Genomic DNA, 18,021 nt, shown 5'->3' with positions numbered 1-18,021 from the left:
ATTTGGTGTTATGTTGAATTAAGTGGGTAAGATAAAATTTGTTTCTGATATTTGTTTAATGAATAGCGAACAAATATTTCAATTGGCTTTAGGTTTAAATGAACCTTGGTGTGTTTCAAAAGTTGAGTTTTTGGAAGGTGAAGGACAAAAAGAGCTGCATTTAACTATCGATTACAAAATTGGTTTTTTTGTTGATAAGACTGGCAAAAGTACGGTTCATGACAGGGTAGAAAGGAAGTGGCGACATCAGAATTTTTTTGAGCATAAATGTTATTTACATTGTAAAATTCCTCGGGTTAGAACGCTTGAAAATAAAGTTGAGCAAGTATCAGTTCCTTGGGCACGAGAAGGCAGTGGATTTACACTTTTGTTTGAAGCGTTTAGTATGCTATTAATAGAGCAAGAAATGCCAGTTAACAAGGTAGGTAAAGTGATTGGAGTCTATCCGAATCGTATTTGGAATATCTTTAACTATTGGCTTGGTATTGCGTATTCTGATGCAGATCATGGTAATATTTCAACATTAGGAATAGACGAGACAAGTTCTAAAAAGGGGCATGATTATATAACCGTTGCGGTCGACATGAAGACTTCAAGGGTAGTACATGCCACCGAGGGTAAAGGAGCGGATACCATTACTAAAATCGCTGATTATCTCGAAACTAAAGGCACACTTAGAGAGAGCATTAAACAAGTTTGTATAGACTTGTCCCCCTCTTTTATCAGCGGTGTAGAATCAGAGTTTTCAAATGCTCAAATAGTGTTTGACAGGTATCATGTAAAAGCATTATTGAATAAAAGTATGGACGACTTAAGAAAACAAGAACTAAAGGCTCACCTAATGCTAAAAGGGCAAAAGTATTTGTTTCTCAAAAATGACAAAAACATGACTGTATCTCAAAAAATACAGCGAGATATGTCATTAGAAGCATTACCACGATTAGGTGCAGCTTATCGTTTGAAAATACTATTTGACGATTTTTGGTCTATCAAATCACCTCAAGAAGCACAAGGGTTTTTAGCATACTGGTGTGATATGGTAAAAGAAGCAATGATACCTCAATTTGAAAAATTTGCAGACACAGTTATGAAGCATTGGAAAGGAATTACAAATTATTCAAAATATCATATATCAAACGGAATTTTAGAAGGAACTAATAGTAAAATTCAATTAGCTAAAGCCAGGGCTCGAGGATACAGAAATAAAAACAATTTTATTAATATGATTTACTTAATCGCGGGTAAACTCAATTTTAATTACCCATTCTATTCAACATAGAGCCTAAAATTTTATTTATTAATTAAAATTCAAATTCCATATTTCTTAAATTCCAAACTTCCATTTCCCCTCATTTCTGCCTACCTTTGCAGACTTTTTAATTAATTTTTAACCATTTAAGGAAATCATGACAACAGACGCGTTGAAAGATTTGAGAGCCAGAGTGTCGGCTTTGAGGAGGTATCTTTGACTACGATAACCGGAAAGAGAAGCTCGGGGATTTAGAAAATCAACAGGCCCAACCGGAGTTCTGGAACGACTCCGATCATGCACAAAAAATTGTAAAGGAAATCCAGACCCTTAAGAACTGGACTGAGGCCTACGAAGAAGCAGAAACTTCTATCAGCGACCTTGAAACTCTCCACGAGTTCTATCAAATGGACGAAGTCTCGGAGGAAGAAATCAAAGCTGAAGGCAAAAAAACAGAGGCTATCATTGAGGAACTTGAACTCAAGAAAATGCTTTCGAACGAGGAAGACCAGTTTTCGGCGGTGATAGAAATCAACTCGGGTGCTGGCGGTACAGAAAGCCAAGACTGGGCAAGTATGCTCTACCGTATGTACCTCATGTGGGCTCAAAAACACAAATACAAAGTAACCCAAATCGACTGGCAAGACGGTGATGGAGCGGGTATAAAGTCGGCTTCGATGCAGATTGATGGGCCAATGGCTTACGGATTTTTAAAGTCAGAGAATGGCGTACACCGTTTGGTGCGTATTTCGCCTTTTGACTCCAACGCCCGTCGTCATACATCTTTTGCCTCGGTATATGCCTATCCATTGGTGGACGATACGATTGAAATTGCCATAAATCCTGCGGATATTGAAATACAAACTTCAAGGTCTGGTGGAGCTGGTGGACAAAACGTAAACAAGGTGGAAACCAAGGTGCAACTTACCCACAAGCCGTCAGGAATTGTGATTGTTTGCCAAATTGAGCGTAGTCAGTTGGCCAATAAAGAGCACGCCATGAACATGCTTAGGTCACGTTTGTACCAGATTGAAGTAGAAAAGCGAAACGCAGCACGTGCAGACATAGAGTCTTCAAAGAAAAACATTGAGTGGGGATCTCAAATTCGCAACTATGTTTTTCATCCATATAAACTAGTGAAAGATGCACGTTCAGGCCATGAAACCTCTGATATTCAGTCAGTAATGGACGGTGATTTGGACGATTTTATTAAGGCTTATTTGATGTTGGATTGATAGGTAATTCGAAGATTAAAAAAGAAAGGCATTTTCAATTTCTGAAAATGCCTTTTCTCTTTATCTCCAAAATCGTAAATCAAAAATTTACAATCAAAAATCCAACTTACGCTTGCTTGGTCAATTGAACGTTCAAAATCAATTTCACATCATCGCTAACCACTACGCCGCCAGCTTCGGTTACGGCTGACCAAGTCAAACCGAAATCTTTGCGGTTGATTTTACCAGAGATCTCAAAACCAGCTTTGGTTTGTCCGTAGAAATCAGTCATTAAACCACCAAATTCAGCATCAAGTTCTACTTCTTTGGTTACGTCTTTGATTGTCAAGTTTCCTTTCAATAAGTTATTTGCATAAGATGTTGAAACAAAACTTAAAGTTGGAAATGCTTCGGCGTCAAAAAATTCGCCAGATTTCAAGTGACCATCACGTTGCTCATTTCCTGTTGAGATTGAGTCAATTTGAGCTGAAAAACTGATTTGAGCATTTTCAAATGAATCATCACCAGCGGTTTCTGCTGTGGCGTCATAAGCTTTGAAGTCACCAGTTACAGTGCTTATCATCAAGTGTTTTACTTTGAATTGCACTTCTGAGTGCATTGGGTCGATTTTCCAGATTGCCATCGTATTAATTATTTTATGTTATTACAAAATATGTATATACATTAATAACTAATGTCAATGTAGTTTGGTTCAAAAATTAGTTGTTTTTTTTTCGTTTTTCAATACGGGGTTTCTAAAATTCCAATCTTTTATCATTTTTTCCAACTTATTTTCAAGTATTTCGTTTACAAAAGTATGCTGCATTTTACAAAATTTGAACTCTCTTCTGAGGCCGACTGGGTCACTTTCGTTCATGGAGCGGGAGGGAGCAGTGCTATTTGGTACAAACAGCTAAAGCATTTTAAGCAGCATTTCAACGTTTTACTGATTGATTTGCGTGGCCATGGAAAATCGAAAAAAGTAGATTATAAGTTTCTTAAGAAATATACCTTCAAAAGCATAAGTTCTGAAGTAGTTGATGTGCTTGATCATTTAAATATAACATCAAGCCACTTTGTGGGTATTTCGCTTGGAACCATTATTATTCGAGAGATAAGTGAGCATTTTCCAGGAAAAGTTAAAAGTATGGTTTTGGCTGGAGCCGTTATGCAGCTTAACCTTAAAGGGCAAATTTTGATGAGATTAGGTGTTTGGTTAAAGTCAGTTTTACCTTATCTCATTCTTTACCGAATTTTTGCCTTCGTCATTTTGCCCAAAAAGAGCCATAAGGAATCGCGTAATCTTTTTATCAATGAAGCCAAAAAGCTTTATCAAAAGGAATTTCAAAGATGGTTTACCTTGGTGTCGGAGGTTAATCCACTCCTTAGATTTTTTAGAATTAAAGACACCGGAATTTCCACGCTCTACATCATGGGTTCTGAGGACCATATGTTTTTGCCATCCATCCGAAAGCTGGTGGCAAATCACAAGTCTGCGGTTCTCAAAGTAATAGAGCAAAGCGGCCATGTAGTAAATATCGATCAGCCCTTTATTTTCAATCAAGAAACTACAAAATTTCTTCAGTCTAGGGCTGTTTAATATTTCTTTTTTAGTTATTCATTTTCAAACCAATTGCTTCGAGTAAAATAGATGCATTAAAACTTTTGCAAACTCCTTCTTTTATCAAATAGTCAAAAATAAGCTCTCCATTCGATGTGGAGTATTCAAAATAGAAGTTTTTAACCTTATTGGTGTGTTTTGCGGAAATTTCCGATAACCTCAAATCATGTGTTGCAAGCAGTGCGATGGCGTTTTCGTTCACAAGTTTTTCAAATAGAGCCATCGAGCCTTTTAGTTTGTCTTCCGAGTTGGTTCCTCTCAGCATTTCGTCTATCAGAAATATATGCAGTTTGCCATTATTAAGTGCTGCGAGTACGAGCTTTATACGTTCTATTTCTGCCTTGAAAGTGGAGGCGTTTTCGTAAATAGAATCCGTGATTCGCATATAACAAATGGGCTCCATTCCAAGTCTTAAACTTAGTTTTCTGGCAAAAACTGGTGCTCCCATATTGGCTAATATCAGGTTTATGCCCACCGTTCTTAAAAATGTGCTTTTGCCAGACATATTGCTACCAGTGATTAGATTTACTCTGTTGTGATCATTGAGTTCAAAATCATTGCAGACAGTCTTGTGACCTTTAATGAGTGGATGACCTATCTGTGCTGCTGATATGAAATTTTGGTCTTCTTCATGAAAATCAGGTAAACACCACTCTGGATTATTGAATTGCAATGTTCCCAGACTTGCAAAGTACTCAAGCATGGCGATTGCCTTAAATATCTCATTAAAAAAATTAGGATTTCGTTCTATCCATTCGCCCATTTTCAGGGTTTCTATGGGTTCAAAAGGTCTCGCACTTATCAAAAAAAGTGAGGCTATCATGTTTCTACGCATCTCCAAACGCTTCACAATCAACGAAAAGCCTTCTATTGGGTTTTTGGATTTCAGGTCAGCCCTCGGAAAATCTTTTAGAGCTTCTTGTAAAATTTTTGAAGTATATTCTTCATTGGCAATTAGTTCGGCCGCTTTTGAAAAGCTCTGTAAAGCTCGTCCAGTTACTGATATTTGTTCAAGATAAGGCTCCGTGATTTTCTTATTGAGGCCATTTAGATAAAAATGAAAAAGTACCAAACCTCCAATTCCAAAACCAATTCCCTCAAATTTTAGAAAATAAAAACCCACAAACAAGGCCAGCCAAACCAATGGGACAACTTTGCCATAATATTTCAAGAAAGTACCTAAGGCCAATTTGGGGGGAACCGTAATTTTGGATATTTGATGAGACGAATCCGCTTGACTATTAGGAATATGAATCAAAGAAGCCAAAAATCTTAAACGCCAAGTGGTTTTTTCTTTTAATTCTGCTGTCGCTTCTTGTTTTTTTTGCAAAACCTCTCCATCCGATTCTATTTCCAACATGTTTTTCGCCAATAATTCTAATCCCCATCTTGTTTTTGCACGATTCAGAAGTTGAAAGAGTGAGTTTTGGCCGAATAAATCTAAATCTGCTGAAAAAATATGATGTGGGTTTGAAAAATCGCTTCCATCGCCATAAATCGAGTTGACTTCATTGTTTACAATCCCAATTTCATTTTTTATTAAGGTCTGTTGATTATCATTTTGGTGTAAATCCTCTTCAGTTTTCTCATGATATTTTACCAAATAATAAAATCCACCCAAAAACACGACCAATGCGATGATACCCAAATAGGGATTAATGGAAAACGCTTTTATCACACCTAGTAAGCCGACAATAAGGAAAATGAGACGATAGGTGGAGGTTTTGTTATAGTTTTTTTGTAGAACTTCTCTGTTTTCAAGGAGCGACTGAAGTTGTGTTTGGTAAAATTGTATCATTGAATAATCTGGTTGAAAAGGCAAAAATAATTGAGAATTAATCAAATAACGGCTCAAATGCCTATTTTTGTTCCATGTCTTCGTTTTTTGAAACCAAAATAGAATCCCTACGAGGCGTTGGCCCACAAAAGGCCGAATGGCTCAACAAAGAGCTGGGCATATTTACTTTCGCCGACTTGCTCGAATATTATCCCTTTAGACACGAAGATCGTACGCAGTTTCATCGAATAGCCGATATAACCGAAGATATGTTTGCGGCCCAAATAGTGGGAAGAATAGCTTCTATTGAACTCATAGGAAGCGGAGTTGGTAAACAAAGGCTGGTTGCAACATTTAGAGATTCCACCAGCCACATGGAGTTGGTTTGGTTTCAAAGTATCACGTATTTTCAGAAATATCTCAAGCTCAATGCCGAGTACGTGGTTTACGGTAAGCCTGTTTGGTTTGGCGGAAACTACTCTATAACACATCCAGAAATAGAACTTCTTACGCCGAGTAATAACAAAAAAGGCTATTTTCAGGCTATATATTCGCTTACCGAAAAACTAAGGAAGCGATATATTGAGAGTAAGCTGATAAGTATTTGGGTTAAGAACCTTTTAGACATTGCAGATCCGTATATCAACGAAACCATTCCGGAATCTTTGCTCACCAAATACCGCTTGGTTGCTAAAAAGCATGCCTTGAGGTGGTTGCATGTGCCAAAATCTCAGGCGGAACTGCACCAGGCACAACGGAGATTAAAGTTTGAAGAACTTTTCTATAATCAGTTAAGGCTTATAAAACTGAGTTTGGTTCGGAAAAACGATTATGCAGGACAAGTTTTTCAAAAAACCTCTTTAATAACAGAATTCTACAACAAGCATTTGCCATTTGATCTTACTGGTGCTCAAAAGCGGGTTATAAAAGAAATATTTGCTGATTTGAAATCGGGCAAACAAATGAATCGGCTGATTCAGGGAGACGTTGGAAGCGGAAAAACCATTGTGGCGTTTATTTCGATGCTTATGGCCATTGACAGTGGTGCACAGGCTTGTATGATGGCTCCAACGGAGATTTTGGCCCAACAACATTACGCCAATTTGAAAAAATATGGTGATTTGCTGGGAGTTAGAATTGAAATTCTGACGGGTTCGTCCAAGAAAAAGGAGCGTGCCATTATTCACGAAGCACTGTTAAATGGCGAATTAAAAATACTGGTAGGAACGCACGCACTTTTGGAAGACATTGTGCAATTCAAAAACCTTGGCCTTTGTGTCATTGACGAGCAACACCGTTTTGGTGTGGCTCAAAGGGCTAAACTTTGGGAGAAAAACAAGAATTTCTATCCGCACATGATGGTCATGACGGCTACGCCCATTCCCCGCACTTTAGCCATGACGCTTTTTGGAGACTTAGATCACTCGGAAATAGATGAAATGCCTCCGGGCAGAAAGCCTATAATAACGGTGCATCGTTACGACGCCAATAGGCTGAAGGTTTTTGAGTTTATGCGTGATGAACTCAAAAAAGGCCGACAGATTTATATGGTTTTTCCGCTGATTGAAGAATCAGAAAAGTTGGATTTAAAAAACCTATATGATGGTTACGAATCCATAGAAAGAGCGTTTCCGGGTGTTCCACTAAGTATTGTTCATGGCAAAATGAAACCCAAGGATAAAGAATTTGAAATGCAACGTTTCAAAAAAGGTGAAACCAAAATAATGGTAGCCACCACCGTGATAGAAGTAGGAGTGGACGTACCCAACGCCAGTGTAATGGTGATAGAAAGTGCTCAGCGGTTTGGTTTGTCGCAGTTGCATCAGTTGCGTGGCCGTGTAGGTAGGGGAGCCGACCAGTCGTTTTGTATACTCATGACCGACTACAAACTCTCTAAAGATACCCAAAAGCGTCTGCAAACGATGGTCCAAACCGAGAACGGATTTGTGATATCTCAGGTGGATCTCGAACTCCGTGGACCGGGGGATATGGGCGGAACGCAGCAAAGCGGCCTAATAGACCTTAAAATAGCTAACTTAGCAAAAGATGAGGGAATACTAAAAATAGCCCGTGAGGAGGCGTTTAAGATACTCAAAAGCGACCCAGAGCTCGAAATGGCTGATAACCTGCCCATAAAACTTCATATCGACAAAATCAAGAATAAAGAATTGAGTTGGAACAGGATTAGTTGAGTCTTTGATAGAACACCGATTATACGGATTAGACACGGATTCATTTTTCGTTTAAAAGTTTGCTCTTTTTAGTGAAATTTTGTTCGAGAATCCTTATTTTCCCTCATTTCGAGTAAATTAGGAATTTAAATATCCAAGAATCATTAAGTTCTTAAAATGATTTCTGAAACTATTTTTTCTATATTTACAAACAAAAAATATTCAACCCAATAAATGAAAAACTTCAATATTAATCGTCGGCATTTTCTAAAAGGTGCGGCCGCTACATTGGCTTTAAGCCATTTTGGTGCCAACGCCATGGACATTCTGAATCCGAATAAAACTTATCGTGTGGCTCTCATTGGTACTGGATGGTACGGTAAAAGTGACCTATTTAGACTTATTCAAGTGGCAACTGTGGACGTGGTAGCACTTTGTGACGTAGACAAAAACATGCTCAATGCGGCTGCGGAGCTTGTCTCTAAAAGACAAAGTTCAGGTAAAAGACCAGAACTTTATGGTGATTATCGTAAGCTTCTGAAAGAAAACGAGCTAGATATTGTACTCATCGGAACACCAGACCATTGGCATTCATTGATGATGATCGATGCCGTGAAGGCAGGAGCTAATGTCTATGTACAAAAACCTATCAGTGTGGACGTAATGGAAGGCGAAGCCATGGTAGCCGCCGCTAGAAAATACAACAAAGTGGTTCAGGTGGGTACTCAACGGAAAAGCACGCCTCACCTGATAGACGCCAAAAAGAATATCATTGACACGGGAATGTTGGGTAAAATAAAGCATGTAGAAATGTGCTGTTATTATTCAATGCGTAACAACGCTAATCCACCACTTGAGCCTGTCCCAGACTTTTTTGACTACGAAATGTGGACGGGTCCAGCCCCAATGCGGCCTTATGATGGAATTCCTCATATACGGTGGTGGAGAACATTTATGGAGTATGGCAACGGCATCACGGGCGACATGTGCGTGCATATGTACGATACCGCCAGATGGATGTTAGGCTTAGGTTGGCCTAAAAAGATAAGTGCGGTCGGCGGAATTTATATGAACAAAGAAGCTAAATCAAACATTGCGGATACCCAGACTGCTGTTTTTGAGCATGACGAATTGAATTGTGTTTGGACACACCGGTCATGGGGAACACCTCCGGATCCTGATTATCCATGGGCATTGTTTATTTATGGAGAAAAGGGAACTTTGAAAGCTTCAACCATGCGTTATGATTTTGTACCGAATGGAAATAATAATGGTGAAAAAATACACAAGGATGTGGTTTTTGAAAAGGAAAAATATCCTGAGGACTTGACAGAAGAAAGAATTGAGCTAAATGCTGCTCCCGCTACGAGATTGCATATGTTGGATTTTCTGGCGGCAATTGAAAACAAAACAAAACCTGTTGCCGATATCCTCGAAGGCCATATTTCTACTGCATGTTGTATTTTGGCCAATATCTCCATGGAACTTGGCCGTCCGGTGGTTTATGATCCCGTTAAGAAGATAATAGTTGGAGACAAAGAAGCGACAGCAAAGTTGACAAGGAAATACCGTCAACCGTGGATTCATCCTGATTATAAGAATGTTTAGGGATTGAAATTGCCATCAATTTACAGTTGACAACTTTTAGAAAGTTGTCAACTGTAAGAAGTAAAGTTGTCAACTGTGGGCAAAAAAAATACCTTCGATTAGCGTCGAAGGTATTTTTATAAATATTGATTATAGATTTTTAGAACAACTTAGCTCTATTATCTACGATTTTAGCATTTTCTCTAAGTATCTGCTCACCTATCATGCCCATACGTCCCATACCAGTTCTTTGTTCAACCTGTTGTTTGTAAGCTGTATAGTCCGTGATTGCTGGAGCTGGAGTTTTTGCAGTAGTTTCCATTACAAATACACCTGACTCGCCTGCAAATACTTTACTTCTTTGACCAGCTTTCAAGCCAAATAATTTACCCAAAGCTATTGGGTCAAAACCAGCACTATTCAACATTCCGCTGAAGAAATTCACGTCCGTTACGGTTTCAACCAATGCACCAGCACCATATTTTTTAGAAAGAGCCGTTAGGTCACCTTTTCCATCACCTAGCTTGGCCATGATTTTTTCAGTTTTCTTCTCATTTCTTACTTTTACAGTAATGGCATCTTTGAAATCCATTGCTTCAGGGTCTTCTTTGTCTGCAGAAGATTTAAGGGCGGCGATAACATAAGTTTCTCCCAAAACAAAAACTCTGTCAGCTACGTCTCCTTCTTCGGCATCTTTGCTGTATGCCCAGTTAACAATTTCTCTAGCATTTTGAATAGTGTTAACGTTTGTGCTATTTGGCAATAGATTTTCAGCATTCAAAAGCGTCAAAGAGTTGTCTTTCTTCACAGCAGCCTCCAAGTCTTTAATAGTTTTAACACTTGCTCTGAGGTTTTCTGCTTTTTGGAATATTTCGTTAGCAGCTAATTCACCCACCTGAAGTTCTTTATTGATTGAAGCCAATTTGTATTTTGTATTGGTCTTAGGCTCAGTAACTTTTACGATGTGATAACCAAAGTCTGTTGTAACAAGATTAGGAATAACTCCCGTACCTGAAAAACCAAATATGGCAGACTCAAATGGCTTAACCATTGCTCCATTGTTTTGGAACGAACCTAAATCTCCACCATTTTGTGCTGTACCATCTGTACCATTTTGGCTTGCCAACATGGCGAAGTCAGCTCCTGATTTCGCTTGGTTCAAAATGTCTTGTGCTTTGGTTCTTGCAGCCGCTTTAGCACTGTCAGACATTGTAGAGTCCGATCTGATAAGAATATGACTGGCTCTAACGGTGTACAAAGAATCTGTTTCTGTGCCCTCAAATTTATGAATGCTGTAAGTATTTCCTTCTTTAAAAGGACCAACCAATGATCCAACAATGGCTGTTGAAAGAGCTGCTTTAAGCTCTGGAGTCATTTCGTTTGCTGATCTCAAGTATGGAGTTCTGATGTCTGTATTTGAGTTGGCGTAAGTCTGAGCGTTTGGTGCCGCTGCAAGACCTTTGGCCAAAGTTCTGATTTCGGTATTCAATGCAGCACTGTCGTCTTTGGTTGGAGACAATTGATAAGCTACATAAGTGATGCTTCTGCTATCAAATGGTGTAAATTCGTCAGTATGCTTGCTGTAGTAATCTTTAATTTCGCTGTCTTCAACTTTAATAGTAGAGTCTTGAATAGAATAAAAAGGAACAAACAAAAACTTACCACTTGCTTTTTCAGTATTAGCGATGTACTCCGCCTTGGCTTCAGCGGTTGTAACAAAAGATGCTTTGTTCAGAAGGTTAGAGTATTTCTCTCTCATTCTGATGGTTTTCAATTCTCTTTTGAAATTATCCCACATCGCTTTTTGAGCTGCTGGCATACTTCCGCTCGTATATGATCTGATGAATTCAGCGTGCTGAGCAGCATTGAAATTTCCTTGTTGGTCAGAGAACTGTTGCTTAACATAAGGGTGCATATTTTTAGCACCTTGGATCAATTCTCTCAATTCATCATCAGAAACCGTTATACCTAATTTCTCGAATTCTTCTACATAAACGTTTTCAAAAATCAGTTTTTCCCAAACTTGCTCTCTTATTTGAGCAATTTCTTGTTCGTTAGCAGATCTACCGGTAGAGCCTTCATATTGTAGTTTTTGTGCTTCAACTAGTGCAATGTACTGTTGATAATCTATTTTAGTGCCGTTTATTTCACCTACTTGATTGGTCGAAGAACCAAAAAGTCCACCGCCTTGGTTAGAAAAGATATCTCCACCCACAATAAATAACAATAATGCCACGGCGATAACCGCTACTGCTATTCCTGATCTTTCTCTGATTTTGTTAACTATTGCCATTTTATTTTTTAAAAATACTGATTTTCAATTCTTTTTATATTGTGAAAATTTTTTGAGGTGCAAAAATAGGAATATTCCCATTGATTATCAAAGTTTTCTAATTTGTTTTATTTTTTACAAAATTAGTGCCACTCAGAAGTTAGCCCCTTTTGTTTTGGTTTTTATTTTTAAAAGGTACATATCAGCAGTTATAAATAGCGTGCTACCGTCTTCACCCCATGCCAAATTTGCCGTGGCGGCTCCAGTCTCTATTCTCCCCAAAAGTTTGCCTTGAGGGCTCAGAATTATTACCCCTCCAGGCCCTGTGGTGAAAATGTTTCCTTTTTCATCTACTTTAAGGCCATCTGGAGCTCCTTTTAGTCCTTCTTTGTTTAAATAAGAAGCATCAAACAGCAGTTTTCCTTTGCCCACGCTTCCATCTGAGTTGATGGGATAGCCCAAAATATAGGCTTTTTCGTCAGATTGTGCCACATAAAGCGTTTTGTGATCGGGAGATAATGCCACCCCGTTGGGTCTTACTAAATCTTTTATTTCTAAAGTTACTTTTCGGTCCGGGCTTATTCTGTAAACGCCGAAATATTCAATTTCTCTGCTCTTATCGTCCACGAAGTCAGGTAAACCGTATGGAGGGTCGGTAAAATAGATATGACCAGACTTCGCTTGCACAAGATCATTTGGACTGTTAAATCGTTTCCCTTCCCATGTATCAGCAAGAGCAAACTTGCCTCCTTTACCAGCTAAAGGCATTTTGGTGATTCTCCTGTCGCCGTGTTCGCAAGCCAACAGGAATTTTCCATCATTTGTAAGCGTAAGGCCATTACTACCAGGTTCGTTGCTATAAGGCATTATTCCGGTATAACCCGATGGATTAAGGAATTCCGTGATTTTTTCACCTTCTTTCCACTTGTAAATGATGTTCTTCGGCACATCCGAAAACAATAAATAGTTACCATCTTTTACCCAAATGGGCCCGTCCGACCATTCAAATCCTTCACCTAGAATTTCTAATTGTGAATTGACATCAATAAGTGTTGAAAGTGAAGGGTCATTAGAAATAATTTTCCCGATTTTGGGTTTTTGTGCTGAAGAAAAGTAGGTTGTAATCATTAGGGTTAAACTAAGAGTTAATTTTTTCATAGTGGTTGAATGTTTTCTTCCGAATATGACTTAAAAGTATTAATTTTTGTCGAAAAACAAAAAAGGAAGCCATTTCTGACTTCCTTTCTAGAAATTTTGGTTTGTATTAGCCTTATTTGGCTTTTTCGTAAATAAAATAAGTTCCACCATCACGTGATGGAGTAGGATCTTTCTTAAACCTTCCTATATGCAATTTGCCTTCTTGAACTCTAAATTCGGAGAATTCATTGAGCATGTTGAAATAATTGGTTTCACATTCCATTAGTTCAGGAGGGCCTGCCATTTTTGTGCTTCCCAATGCTCCGATCTTCATTGTTCCTATTCCGGTTTTTTCGTCAAAACCAGTAATTATAAAACCGCCATTATAAAGGTTTACCGCAGAATTGCCTGATAGTCTGAGTTCGTTAGGTTTTGATGAGTCGGGATTGTCTTCAATTTCTATCGTTATGTCTCGTGCATTTGTAACTGCATAGCCACAAGGAGTATCAATAGCATCACCCAAGAATTTGTACTTTAGAACCCATTTACCGATAATATTGGTGCTTACTGAAGTATCTGCAGCTACCTCGATTTTGGTGCAAGAATCGATTTTCAATAATGGCATTAGTAGAAAAATTATAAGTGCTTTGTACATGTTATTTTTGTTTTTTAGTTAGACCATTATTTTTTCTAAAAGGTTGCAATTGGTGAATCTTTTTTTTGAAACTTAGGGTAACCACCTGGTTAGTGCCAAAAAAGTTAGTAACCATTTGGTTAGTAACTAAATGGTTACTAACAAATGTATTTCACCTCAATATCGCCCCAATACCATTTCTGTCACAATAAATCACTTTTCCGTTTTCGAGTTTTACTCCCTCGGCAGGGTCATTTGAAATGAGCATGGCTCCATCCATATCTACGTAATCGAGCAGTGGTAAAAGTTGAGCAATGGCCGAAATGCCAATACTGCTTTCGGTCATGCAGCCCATCATTACTTTCATTTTGGCGGCTCTTGCGGTTTTGATCATTCTAATGGCTGGAGTTATGCCACCACATTTTGCAAGTTTTATATTTACACCAGAAAAATGACCGATGCATCGTTCAACATCGGCTTCCACAACACAACTTTCGTCGGCTATGATAGGTAATTTGGTATGTTTAATTACCTCTTTCATTCCTTCAAAATCATCGGATTTGAGCGGTTGTTCTATAAATTCTACTCCAAGGTTTGATAGTTCTTCGGAGTTTTTTATGGTTTCTTCCACTGTCCAACCCGTATTCGCATCGACACGAAATATAGCCTCAGTTTCGTTTCTGAGGGCCTTTACGATTTCGATATCATTGAGGGTTCCGAGTTTTATTTTGTAGATAGGGAAATCAAATTCCTTCATTTTCTCAATCATCATGGGTATTTCGTCAATACCCAATGTGTAATCCGAAAAAGGAACTTTTGAATTGTCCAGACCGAGCATTTTGTGCACAGGTTTCCCATTTTTTTGACCCCAAATATCATATGCTGCGATGTCAATAGCACATTGCACGAAGTGATTATGGCCAATGAATGGATTCAGTGCTTCCCAATATTTGCCTGGATGCTCCCAGATGATATTTTCTATCATTTCTTTGTTTTCGGCTATTACCGAGTTCATAACTTCTGGCGTAATGCCGTAGTATGGAACGGGAGTTGCTTCTCCAAATCCAGTGAATTTTTTGTATGAAAGTTCCACTATAAAAGTATCAGTTTCATTTCTTACACCATGAGCTATTCTGAACGGATACTTGCTTTTAAGGGAGATGGTATGAGTTTTTATTTTCATGGTTGTGTTATAAGTTCCATTTCAAAAAGTTCAGATAGGTGCCTTCTTAGTTTTTCAGATGCCTCGTTCATGTCAATTTCACGATTAAGTTCTTTTTGAATGGATGAAACGGCTTTGTCGTCAATTCCGCACGGAACAATATTCCCGAAATAATTCAGGTCAGTGTTCACATTCAAAGCCAACCCGTGCATAGTTACCCACCTGCTAGATTTTACGCCCATTGCACAGAGTTTTCTTGGATTTTCGTCGTTTATCCAAACGCCAGTAAGTCCATCTATTCGGCCTGCATTTATTCCATAATCGGCACAGATACTTATGACGGCTTCCTCTAGGTAACGCATGTATTTGTGAATGTCAGTAAAGAAATTGTCAAGGTCAAGGATTGGATATACCACCAATTGCCCAGGTCCATGATAGGTGATGTCTCCACCTCGGTTTATTTTGTAAAAAGTGGCCTCTTTTTCGTCCAAACCTTTTTCATCCAACAGTAGATTCTCCAGTTTCCCGCTTTTTCCGAGTGTGTACACATGTGGGTGCTGGCAGAAAATTAGGTAGTTGGGTGTTATATCTTCGGTTTGATTGTTTCGATTGTTAACTTTAATGTCAACAATTTTTTTGAATAATTCTTCCTGAAAGTCCCAGGCCTTCTTATAATCTATTAAACCCAGATTAATATATTCTACTTTTTTGTTCTTCATGCCGATATTTAATGAAAAGGACTAAGTCTTCTGACAGTATTTGAATTAAAACTCAACCAAAGTCAGTATTGACATTTGATATTTTGACAATTAAAAATACCTTTGGGTTAAAAATCAAGCACAAATATGAGCGAAAAACTCGACAAAGGAAAAGAAGGCGAAGATTACGCTGTGAAATATCTGATTGACAAGGGTTATATTATATTAGAACGAAATTTTACCTCACACAATTCCGAAATAGATATTATTTGCTCAAAAGATGATATGCTTGTTTTTGTCGAGGTTAGGCTCAAAGTAAACGCCGACTATGGTTTTCCTGAAGGAACAATGGGGAAAGGAAAGCAAAACGCAGTGAAACGAGGAGCGGAGGCCTATTTGCACAAATTTCCTTGGCATGGCGAAGCTCGTTTTGATTTTATTTCCATTATCGAAAAGCCCCAATTTGAAATTCTGCATTTTGAGGATGCATTTTTTTAAGCCGCTTTTAATATAAATTTAACTTCTTTTTAAAGTCTGGCAACGAAATTGCATGTAATCCAAAGGATTATTACTCATATTCACTTTGCCAATGAAAAACTTTATACTCTGTGTAACGGCTTTGCTGTGCTTTCGAGTTTCATATGCCCAAACCAACAAGACATTTGGTAAGGGAAATATTAAAGGTGTAACTGTAAATGCCAGCTCCAATGCATCTAATGGAATAAAAACCCTGATGAGCACCGGTTATATGCCCAACTCCAAGGCCAGTTCTAGATTCCTTTCACAGGCTACTTTAGGCCCAAAATTATCTGAAATCCAAGGACTTCAGAATCAAGGAATAGAGGCTTGGCTCGATCAGCAGTTTGCTATGAGCCCAAGCTTTAATCTTCAGAATTATGTGCAGAATATGCACCAAAGTATGGTTGATTCTTTGACCGCACGAAATCCGACTGGAAATTACACCTTAAGCAATGTATTTATTGATGATTGGGCATTTGATGTGGCTTGGTTTCAGGCTAACATGGTCGCGGCGGATAGACTCAGATGGAGAGTTAGTTTGGCTTTAAGTCAAATCTTTGTAACCTCTAGAATATCAGCGTTTGACGATAATCCTTATGCACTGGCAAGTTATTATGATATGCTCAACAAAAATGCCTTTGGAAATTACAGAAGCTTGATTGACAGTATAACGTATCATCCTGCGATGGCCGTTTATTTGACTTACATGAACAACCACGCCACAGACACATTGGCAATTTCAGCTTCGAATCCCACCAAAAAACAAGTATTTCCAGATGAAAATTATGCACGCGAAATTTTACAATTGTTTTCGATTGGCTTGTTTGAATTGAATAATAACGGTACTGAAAAGAAAGATGCAAACGGGAAGTCTATTCCCACTTATGATAATGACGATATTGGTAACCTCGCCAAAGTATTTACAGGTTTGTCGTGGTCGCACAGCAGGTACCTTGGAGACAATAACAATGTGACCAAATGGAGTTACACCAAACCGCTCAAGTTTTTCCCGAGAGACTCTAGTGACAAATATATCAGATGGTGGGCCAATCCAACCAGTTGGCGAATTGTAAATGGCCATGAACCCGGAACAAAAACATTTTTAAATCAAACCGTACCATCTAGACCAGTGACGGATGGTAAATTAGATATCAAAGATGCGTTAGATATTATTTTTAACCACCCAAATGTTGGGCCATTCATGGCAAGAAGACTTATTCAGCATTTGGTAAGTTCCAATCCCACTCCTGAATTTGTTGATAGAATTGCGACTGTTTTTAATAACAACGGTGCGGGAGTAAGAGGAGATTTGAAGGCAGTGATTCGGGCCATTTTGCTCGACCCCGAAGCAAGAGATTGCTGTGCCGAAAAAGAAAATGTGGCATACGGACATTTAAGAGAGCCCTTTCTACGATATATGAATTTGGTGAATGGACTCGAACTTAGAAACCAAAGTGGAACATACCGGAATGTAATGGTGGATTTGTACGATAGGATAGAGCAAAAGCCCTTGTATTCACCTTCCGTATTTAATTTTTACCAACCCGGGTATGTTCCTGATGGTCCCTTGCAAGCCGCTGGAAAAGTAGGTCCTGAGTTTCAAATGCTCAACTCTCTTTCGTTTGCCAATTATATGAATGGACTGCATAAGTGGATCATTTCCAACGACCCGGTGGAATATTGGGGTATTTTCAGTGGTGAAGTTTATAAACCAGACCAAGATCCAAACTTCAATATTTCGGCCGACTATGTATTGGCTAAAGACAATAGAATTAGAGAATTTTTAGACAAGTATAATTTGATATTGGCTCAGGGTAGAATCAAACCCGAGAATATGTCAATTATTCAAAATGTGCTTTTAAACATGCCAATGACTTACGATGTCAATGGTGTGCCCGACGCCACCTTGGCTGACAGGCGACTACGAATGGGCATTTTCTTGATAATGATTGCACCTGATTACCTCATAAACAAATAAGC

General features: G+C 38.5%; 14 protein-coding genes. 7 read left to right on the top strand and 7 right to left on the bottom strand.

Annotated elements, in window-relative coordinates; all coding sequences use genetic code 11:
- Positions 1 to 58: 58 nt before the first annotated feature.
- Positions 59 to 1,279 carry an ISL3 family transposase gene (locus tag EGI31_RS09450; protein WP_255036987.1) on the top strand — a complete coding sequence of 407 codons (1,221 nt, stop codon included), beginning with the start codon at positions 59 to 61 and terminating at the stop codon, positions 1,277 to 1,279.
- 127 nt (positions 1,280 to 1,406) lie between these two features.
- A protein-coding gene (prfB, locus tag EGI31_RS09445) for a peptide chain release factor 2 (protein WP_255036986.1) occupies positions 1,407 to 2,484 on the top strand; the annotation gives its coding sequence in 2 pieces (ribosomal slippage) (positions 1,407 to 1,457 and positions 1,459 to 2,484; 1,077 coding nt in all).
- Between the two features lie 106 nt (positions 2,485 to 2,590).
- On the opposite strand, the gene EGI31_RS09440 is transcribed toward prfB, so the two are convergent.
- The gene (locus EGI31_RS09440; protein WP_255036985.1) at positions 2,591 to 3,106 is read right to left on the bottom strand and encodes a YceI family protein; all 516 of its coding nucleotides are present in this window, start codon (positions 3,104 to 3,106) and stop codon (positions 2,591 to 2,593) included.
- Between the two features lie 174 nt (positions 3,107 to 3,280).
- Between EGI31_RS09440 and EGI31_RS09435 the strand changes: the two genes are divergently transcribed.
- Positions 3,281 to 4,063, top strand: coding sequence for an alpha/beta fold hydrolase (locus tag EGI31_RS09435; RefSeq protein ID WP_255036984.1), 783 nt, complete (start codon positions 3,281 to 3,283; stop codon positions 4,061 to 4,063).
- Positions 4,064 to 4,073: 10 nt separating this feature from the next.
- On the opposite strand, the gene EGI31_RS09430 is transcribed toward EGI31_RS09435, so the two are convergent.
- Positions 4,074 to 5,882: a MutS-related protein gene (locus EGI31_RS09430; protein WP_255036983.1), complete on the bottom strand. Its 1,809-nt coding sequence runs from the start codon at positions 5,880 to 5,882 to the stop codon at positions 4,074 to 4,076.
- A gap of 74 nt (positions 5,883 to 5,956) precedes the next feature.
- On the opposite strand from EGI31_RS09430, the gene recG reads away from it, so the two are divergent.
- Together recG and EGI31_RS09420 are read left to right on the top strand one after the other, a co-directional pair.
- Positions 5,957 to 8,053: an ATP-dependent DNA helicase RecG gene (gene recG / locus EGI31_RS09425; RefSeq protein ID WP_255036982.1), complete on the top strand. Its 2,097-nt coding sequence runs from the start codon at positions 5,957 to 5,959 to the stop codon at positions 8,051 to 8,053.
- A gap of 213 nt (positions 8,054 to 8,266) precedes the next feature.
- Positions 8,267 to 9,640, top strand: a complete 1,374-nt coding sequence (locus tag EGI31_RS09420) for a Gfo/Idh/MocA family oxidoreductase (RefSeq protein ID WP_255036981.1) — start codon at positions 8,267 to 8,269, stop codon at positions 9,638 to 9,640.
- A gap of 139 nt (positions 9,641 to 9,779) precedes the next feature.
- Here the strand turns inward: EGI31_RS09420 and EGI31_RS09415 are convergent, their stop codons facing one another.
- The 5 genes from EGI31_RS09415 to lipB all read right to left on the bottom strand — a co-directional run bounded on the left by EGI31_RS09415 (position 9,780) and on the right by lipB (position 15,543).
- A complete protein-coding gene (locus EGI31_RS09415; RefSeq protein WP_255036980.1) occupies positions 9,780 to 11,912 on the bottom strand; it encodes a peptidylprolyl isomerase in 2,133 nt (710 codons plus the stop codon).
- Between the two features lie 132 nt (positions 11,913 to 12,044).
- Positions 12,045 to 13,049, bottom strand: a complete 1,005-nt coding sequence (locus EGI31_RS09410; RefSeq protein ID WP_255036979.1) for an SMP-30/gluconolactonase/LRE family protein — start codon at positions 13,047 to 13,049, stop codon at positions 12,045 to 12,047.
- Positions 13,050 to 13,161: 112 nt separating this feature from the next.
- A complete protein-coding gene (locus EGI31_RS09405) occupies positions 13,162 to 13,683 on the bottom strand; it encodes an META domain-containing protein (RefSeq protein ID WP_255036978.1) in 522 nt (173 codons plus the stop codon).
- A gap of 151 nt (positions 13,684 to 13,834) precedes the next feature.
- The gene (locus EGI31_RS09400; protein WP_255036977.1) at positions 13,835 to 14,845 is read right to left on the bottom strand and encodes a dipeptide epimerase; all 1,011 of its coding nucleotides are present in this window, start codon (positions 14,843 to 14,845) and stop codon (positions 13,835 to 13,837) included.
- A complete protein-coding gene (lipB, locus tag EGI31_RS09395) occupies positions 14,842 to 15,543 on the bottom strand; it encodes a lipoyl(octanoyl) transferase LipB (RefSeq protein WP_255036976.1) in 702 nt (233 codons plus the stop codon). The genes EGI31_RS09400 and lipB overlap by 4 nt, the downstream gene beginning before the upstream one ends.
- Before the next feature lie 126 nt (positions 15,544 to 15,669).
- Between lipB and EGI31_RS09390 the strand changes: the two genes are divergently transcribed.
- Both EGI31_RS09390 and EGI31_RS09385 read left to right on the top strand, forming a co-directional pair.
- Positions 15,670 to 16,020, top strand: a complete 351-nt coding sequence (locus tag EGI31_RS09390) for a YraN family protein (protein ID WP_255036975.1) — start codon at positions 15,670 to 15,672, stop codon at positions 16,018 to 16,020.
- Between the two features lie 91 nt (positions 16,021 to 16,111).
- On the top strand, positions 16,112 to 18,019 hold the full coding sequence (locus tag EGI31_RS09385) for a DUF1800 family protein (RefSeq protein ID WP_255036974.1): 1,908 nt from the start codon (positions 16,112 to 16,114) through the stop codon (positions 18,017 to 18,019).
- Positions 18,020 to 18,021 lie beyond the last annotated feature (2 nt).

The sequence above is a fragment of the Lacihabitans soyangensis genome (assembly GCF_024343775.1).
In the GTDB taxonomy this organism is placed as follows: Bacteria; Bacteroidota; Bacteroidia; order Cytophagales; family Spirosomataceae; genus Leadbetterella; species Leadbetterella soyangensis.
The sequence above is the reverse complement of the archived record's forward strand: the minus strand, read 5'-3'. Positions and strand labels throughout refer to the sequence as shown.

What these genes read in the sequence shown, in the direction of transcription:
- EGI31_RS09420 (WP_255036981.1), top strand. Translation starts at nt 8,267, where the DNA reads ATGAAAAACTTCAATATTAATCGTCGGCATTTTCTAAAAGGTGCGGCC.
- EGI31_RS09385 (WP_255036974.1), top strand. Translation starts at nt 16,112, where the DNA reads ATGAAAAACTTTATACTCTGTGTAACGGCTTTGCTGTGCTTTCGAGTT.
- EGI31_RS09410 (WP_255036979.1), bottom strand. Translation starts at nt 13,049, where the DNA reads ATGAAAAAATTAACTCTTAGTTTAACCCTAATGATTACAACCTACTTT.
- EGI31_RS09415 (WP_255036980.1), bottom strand. Translation starts at nt 11,912, where the DNA reads ATGGCAATAGTTAACAAAATCAGAGAAAGATCAGGAATAGCAGTAGCG.
- EGI31_RS09400 (WP_255036977.1), bottom strand. Translation starts at nt 14,845, where the DNA reads ATGAAAATAAAAACTCATACCATCTCCCTTAAAAGCAAGTATCCGTTC.
- EGI31_RS09430 (WP_255036983.1), bottom strand. Translation starts at nt 5,882, where the DNA reads ATGATACAATTTTACCAAACACAACTTCAGTCGCTCCTTGAAAACAGA.
- EGI31_RS09450 (WP_255036987.1), top strand. Translation starts at nt 59, where the DNA reads ATGAATAGCGAACAAATATTTCAATTGGCTTTAGGTTTAAATGAACCT.
- recG (WP_255036982.1), top strand. Translation starts at nt 5,957, where the DNA reads ATGTCTTCGTTTTTTGAAACCAAAATAGAATCCCTACGAGGCGTTGGC.
- EGI31_RS09440 (WP_255036985.1), bottom strand. Translation starts at nt 3,106, where the DNA reads ATGGCAATCTGGAAAATCGACCCAATGCACTCAGAAGTGCAATTCAAA.
- lipB (WP_255036976.1), bottom strand. Translation starts at nt 15,543, where the DNA reads ATGAAGAACAAAAAAGTAGAATATATTAATCTGGGTTTAATAGATTAT.
- EGI31_RS09435 (WP_255036984.1), top strand. Translation starts at nt 3,281, where the DNA reads ATGCTGCATTTTACAAAATTTGAACTCTCTTCTGAGGCCGACTGGGTC.
- EGI31_RS09405 (WP_255036978.1), bottom strand. Translation starts at nt 13,683, where the DNA reads ATGTACAAAGCACTTATAATTTTTCTACTAATGCCATTATTGAAAATC.
- EGI31_RS09390 (WP_255036975.1), top strand. Translation starts at nt 15,670, where the DNA reads ATGAGCGAAAAACTCGACAAAGGAAAAGAAGGCGAAGATTACGCTGTG.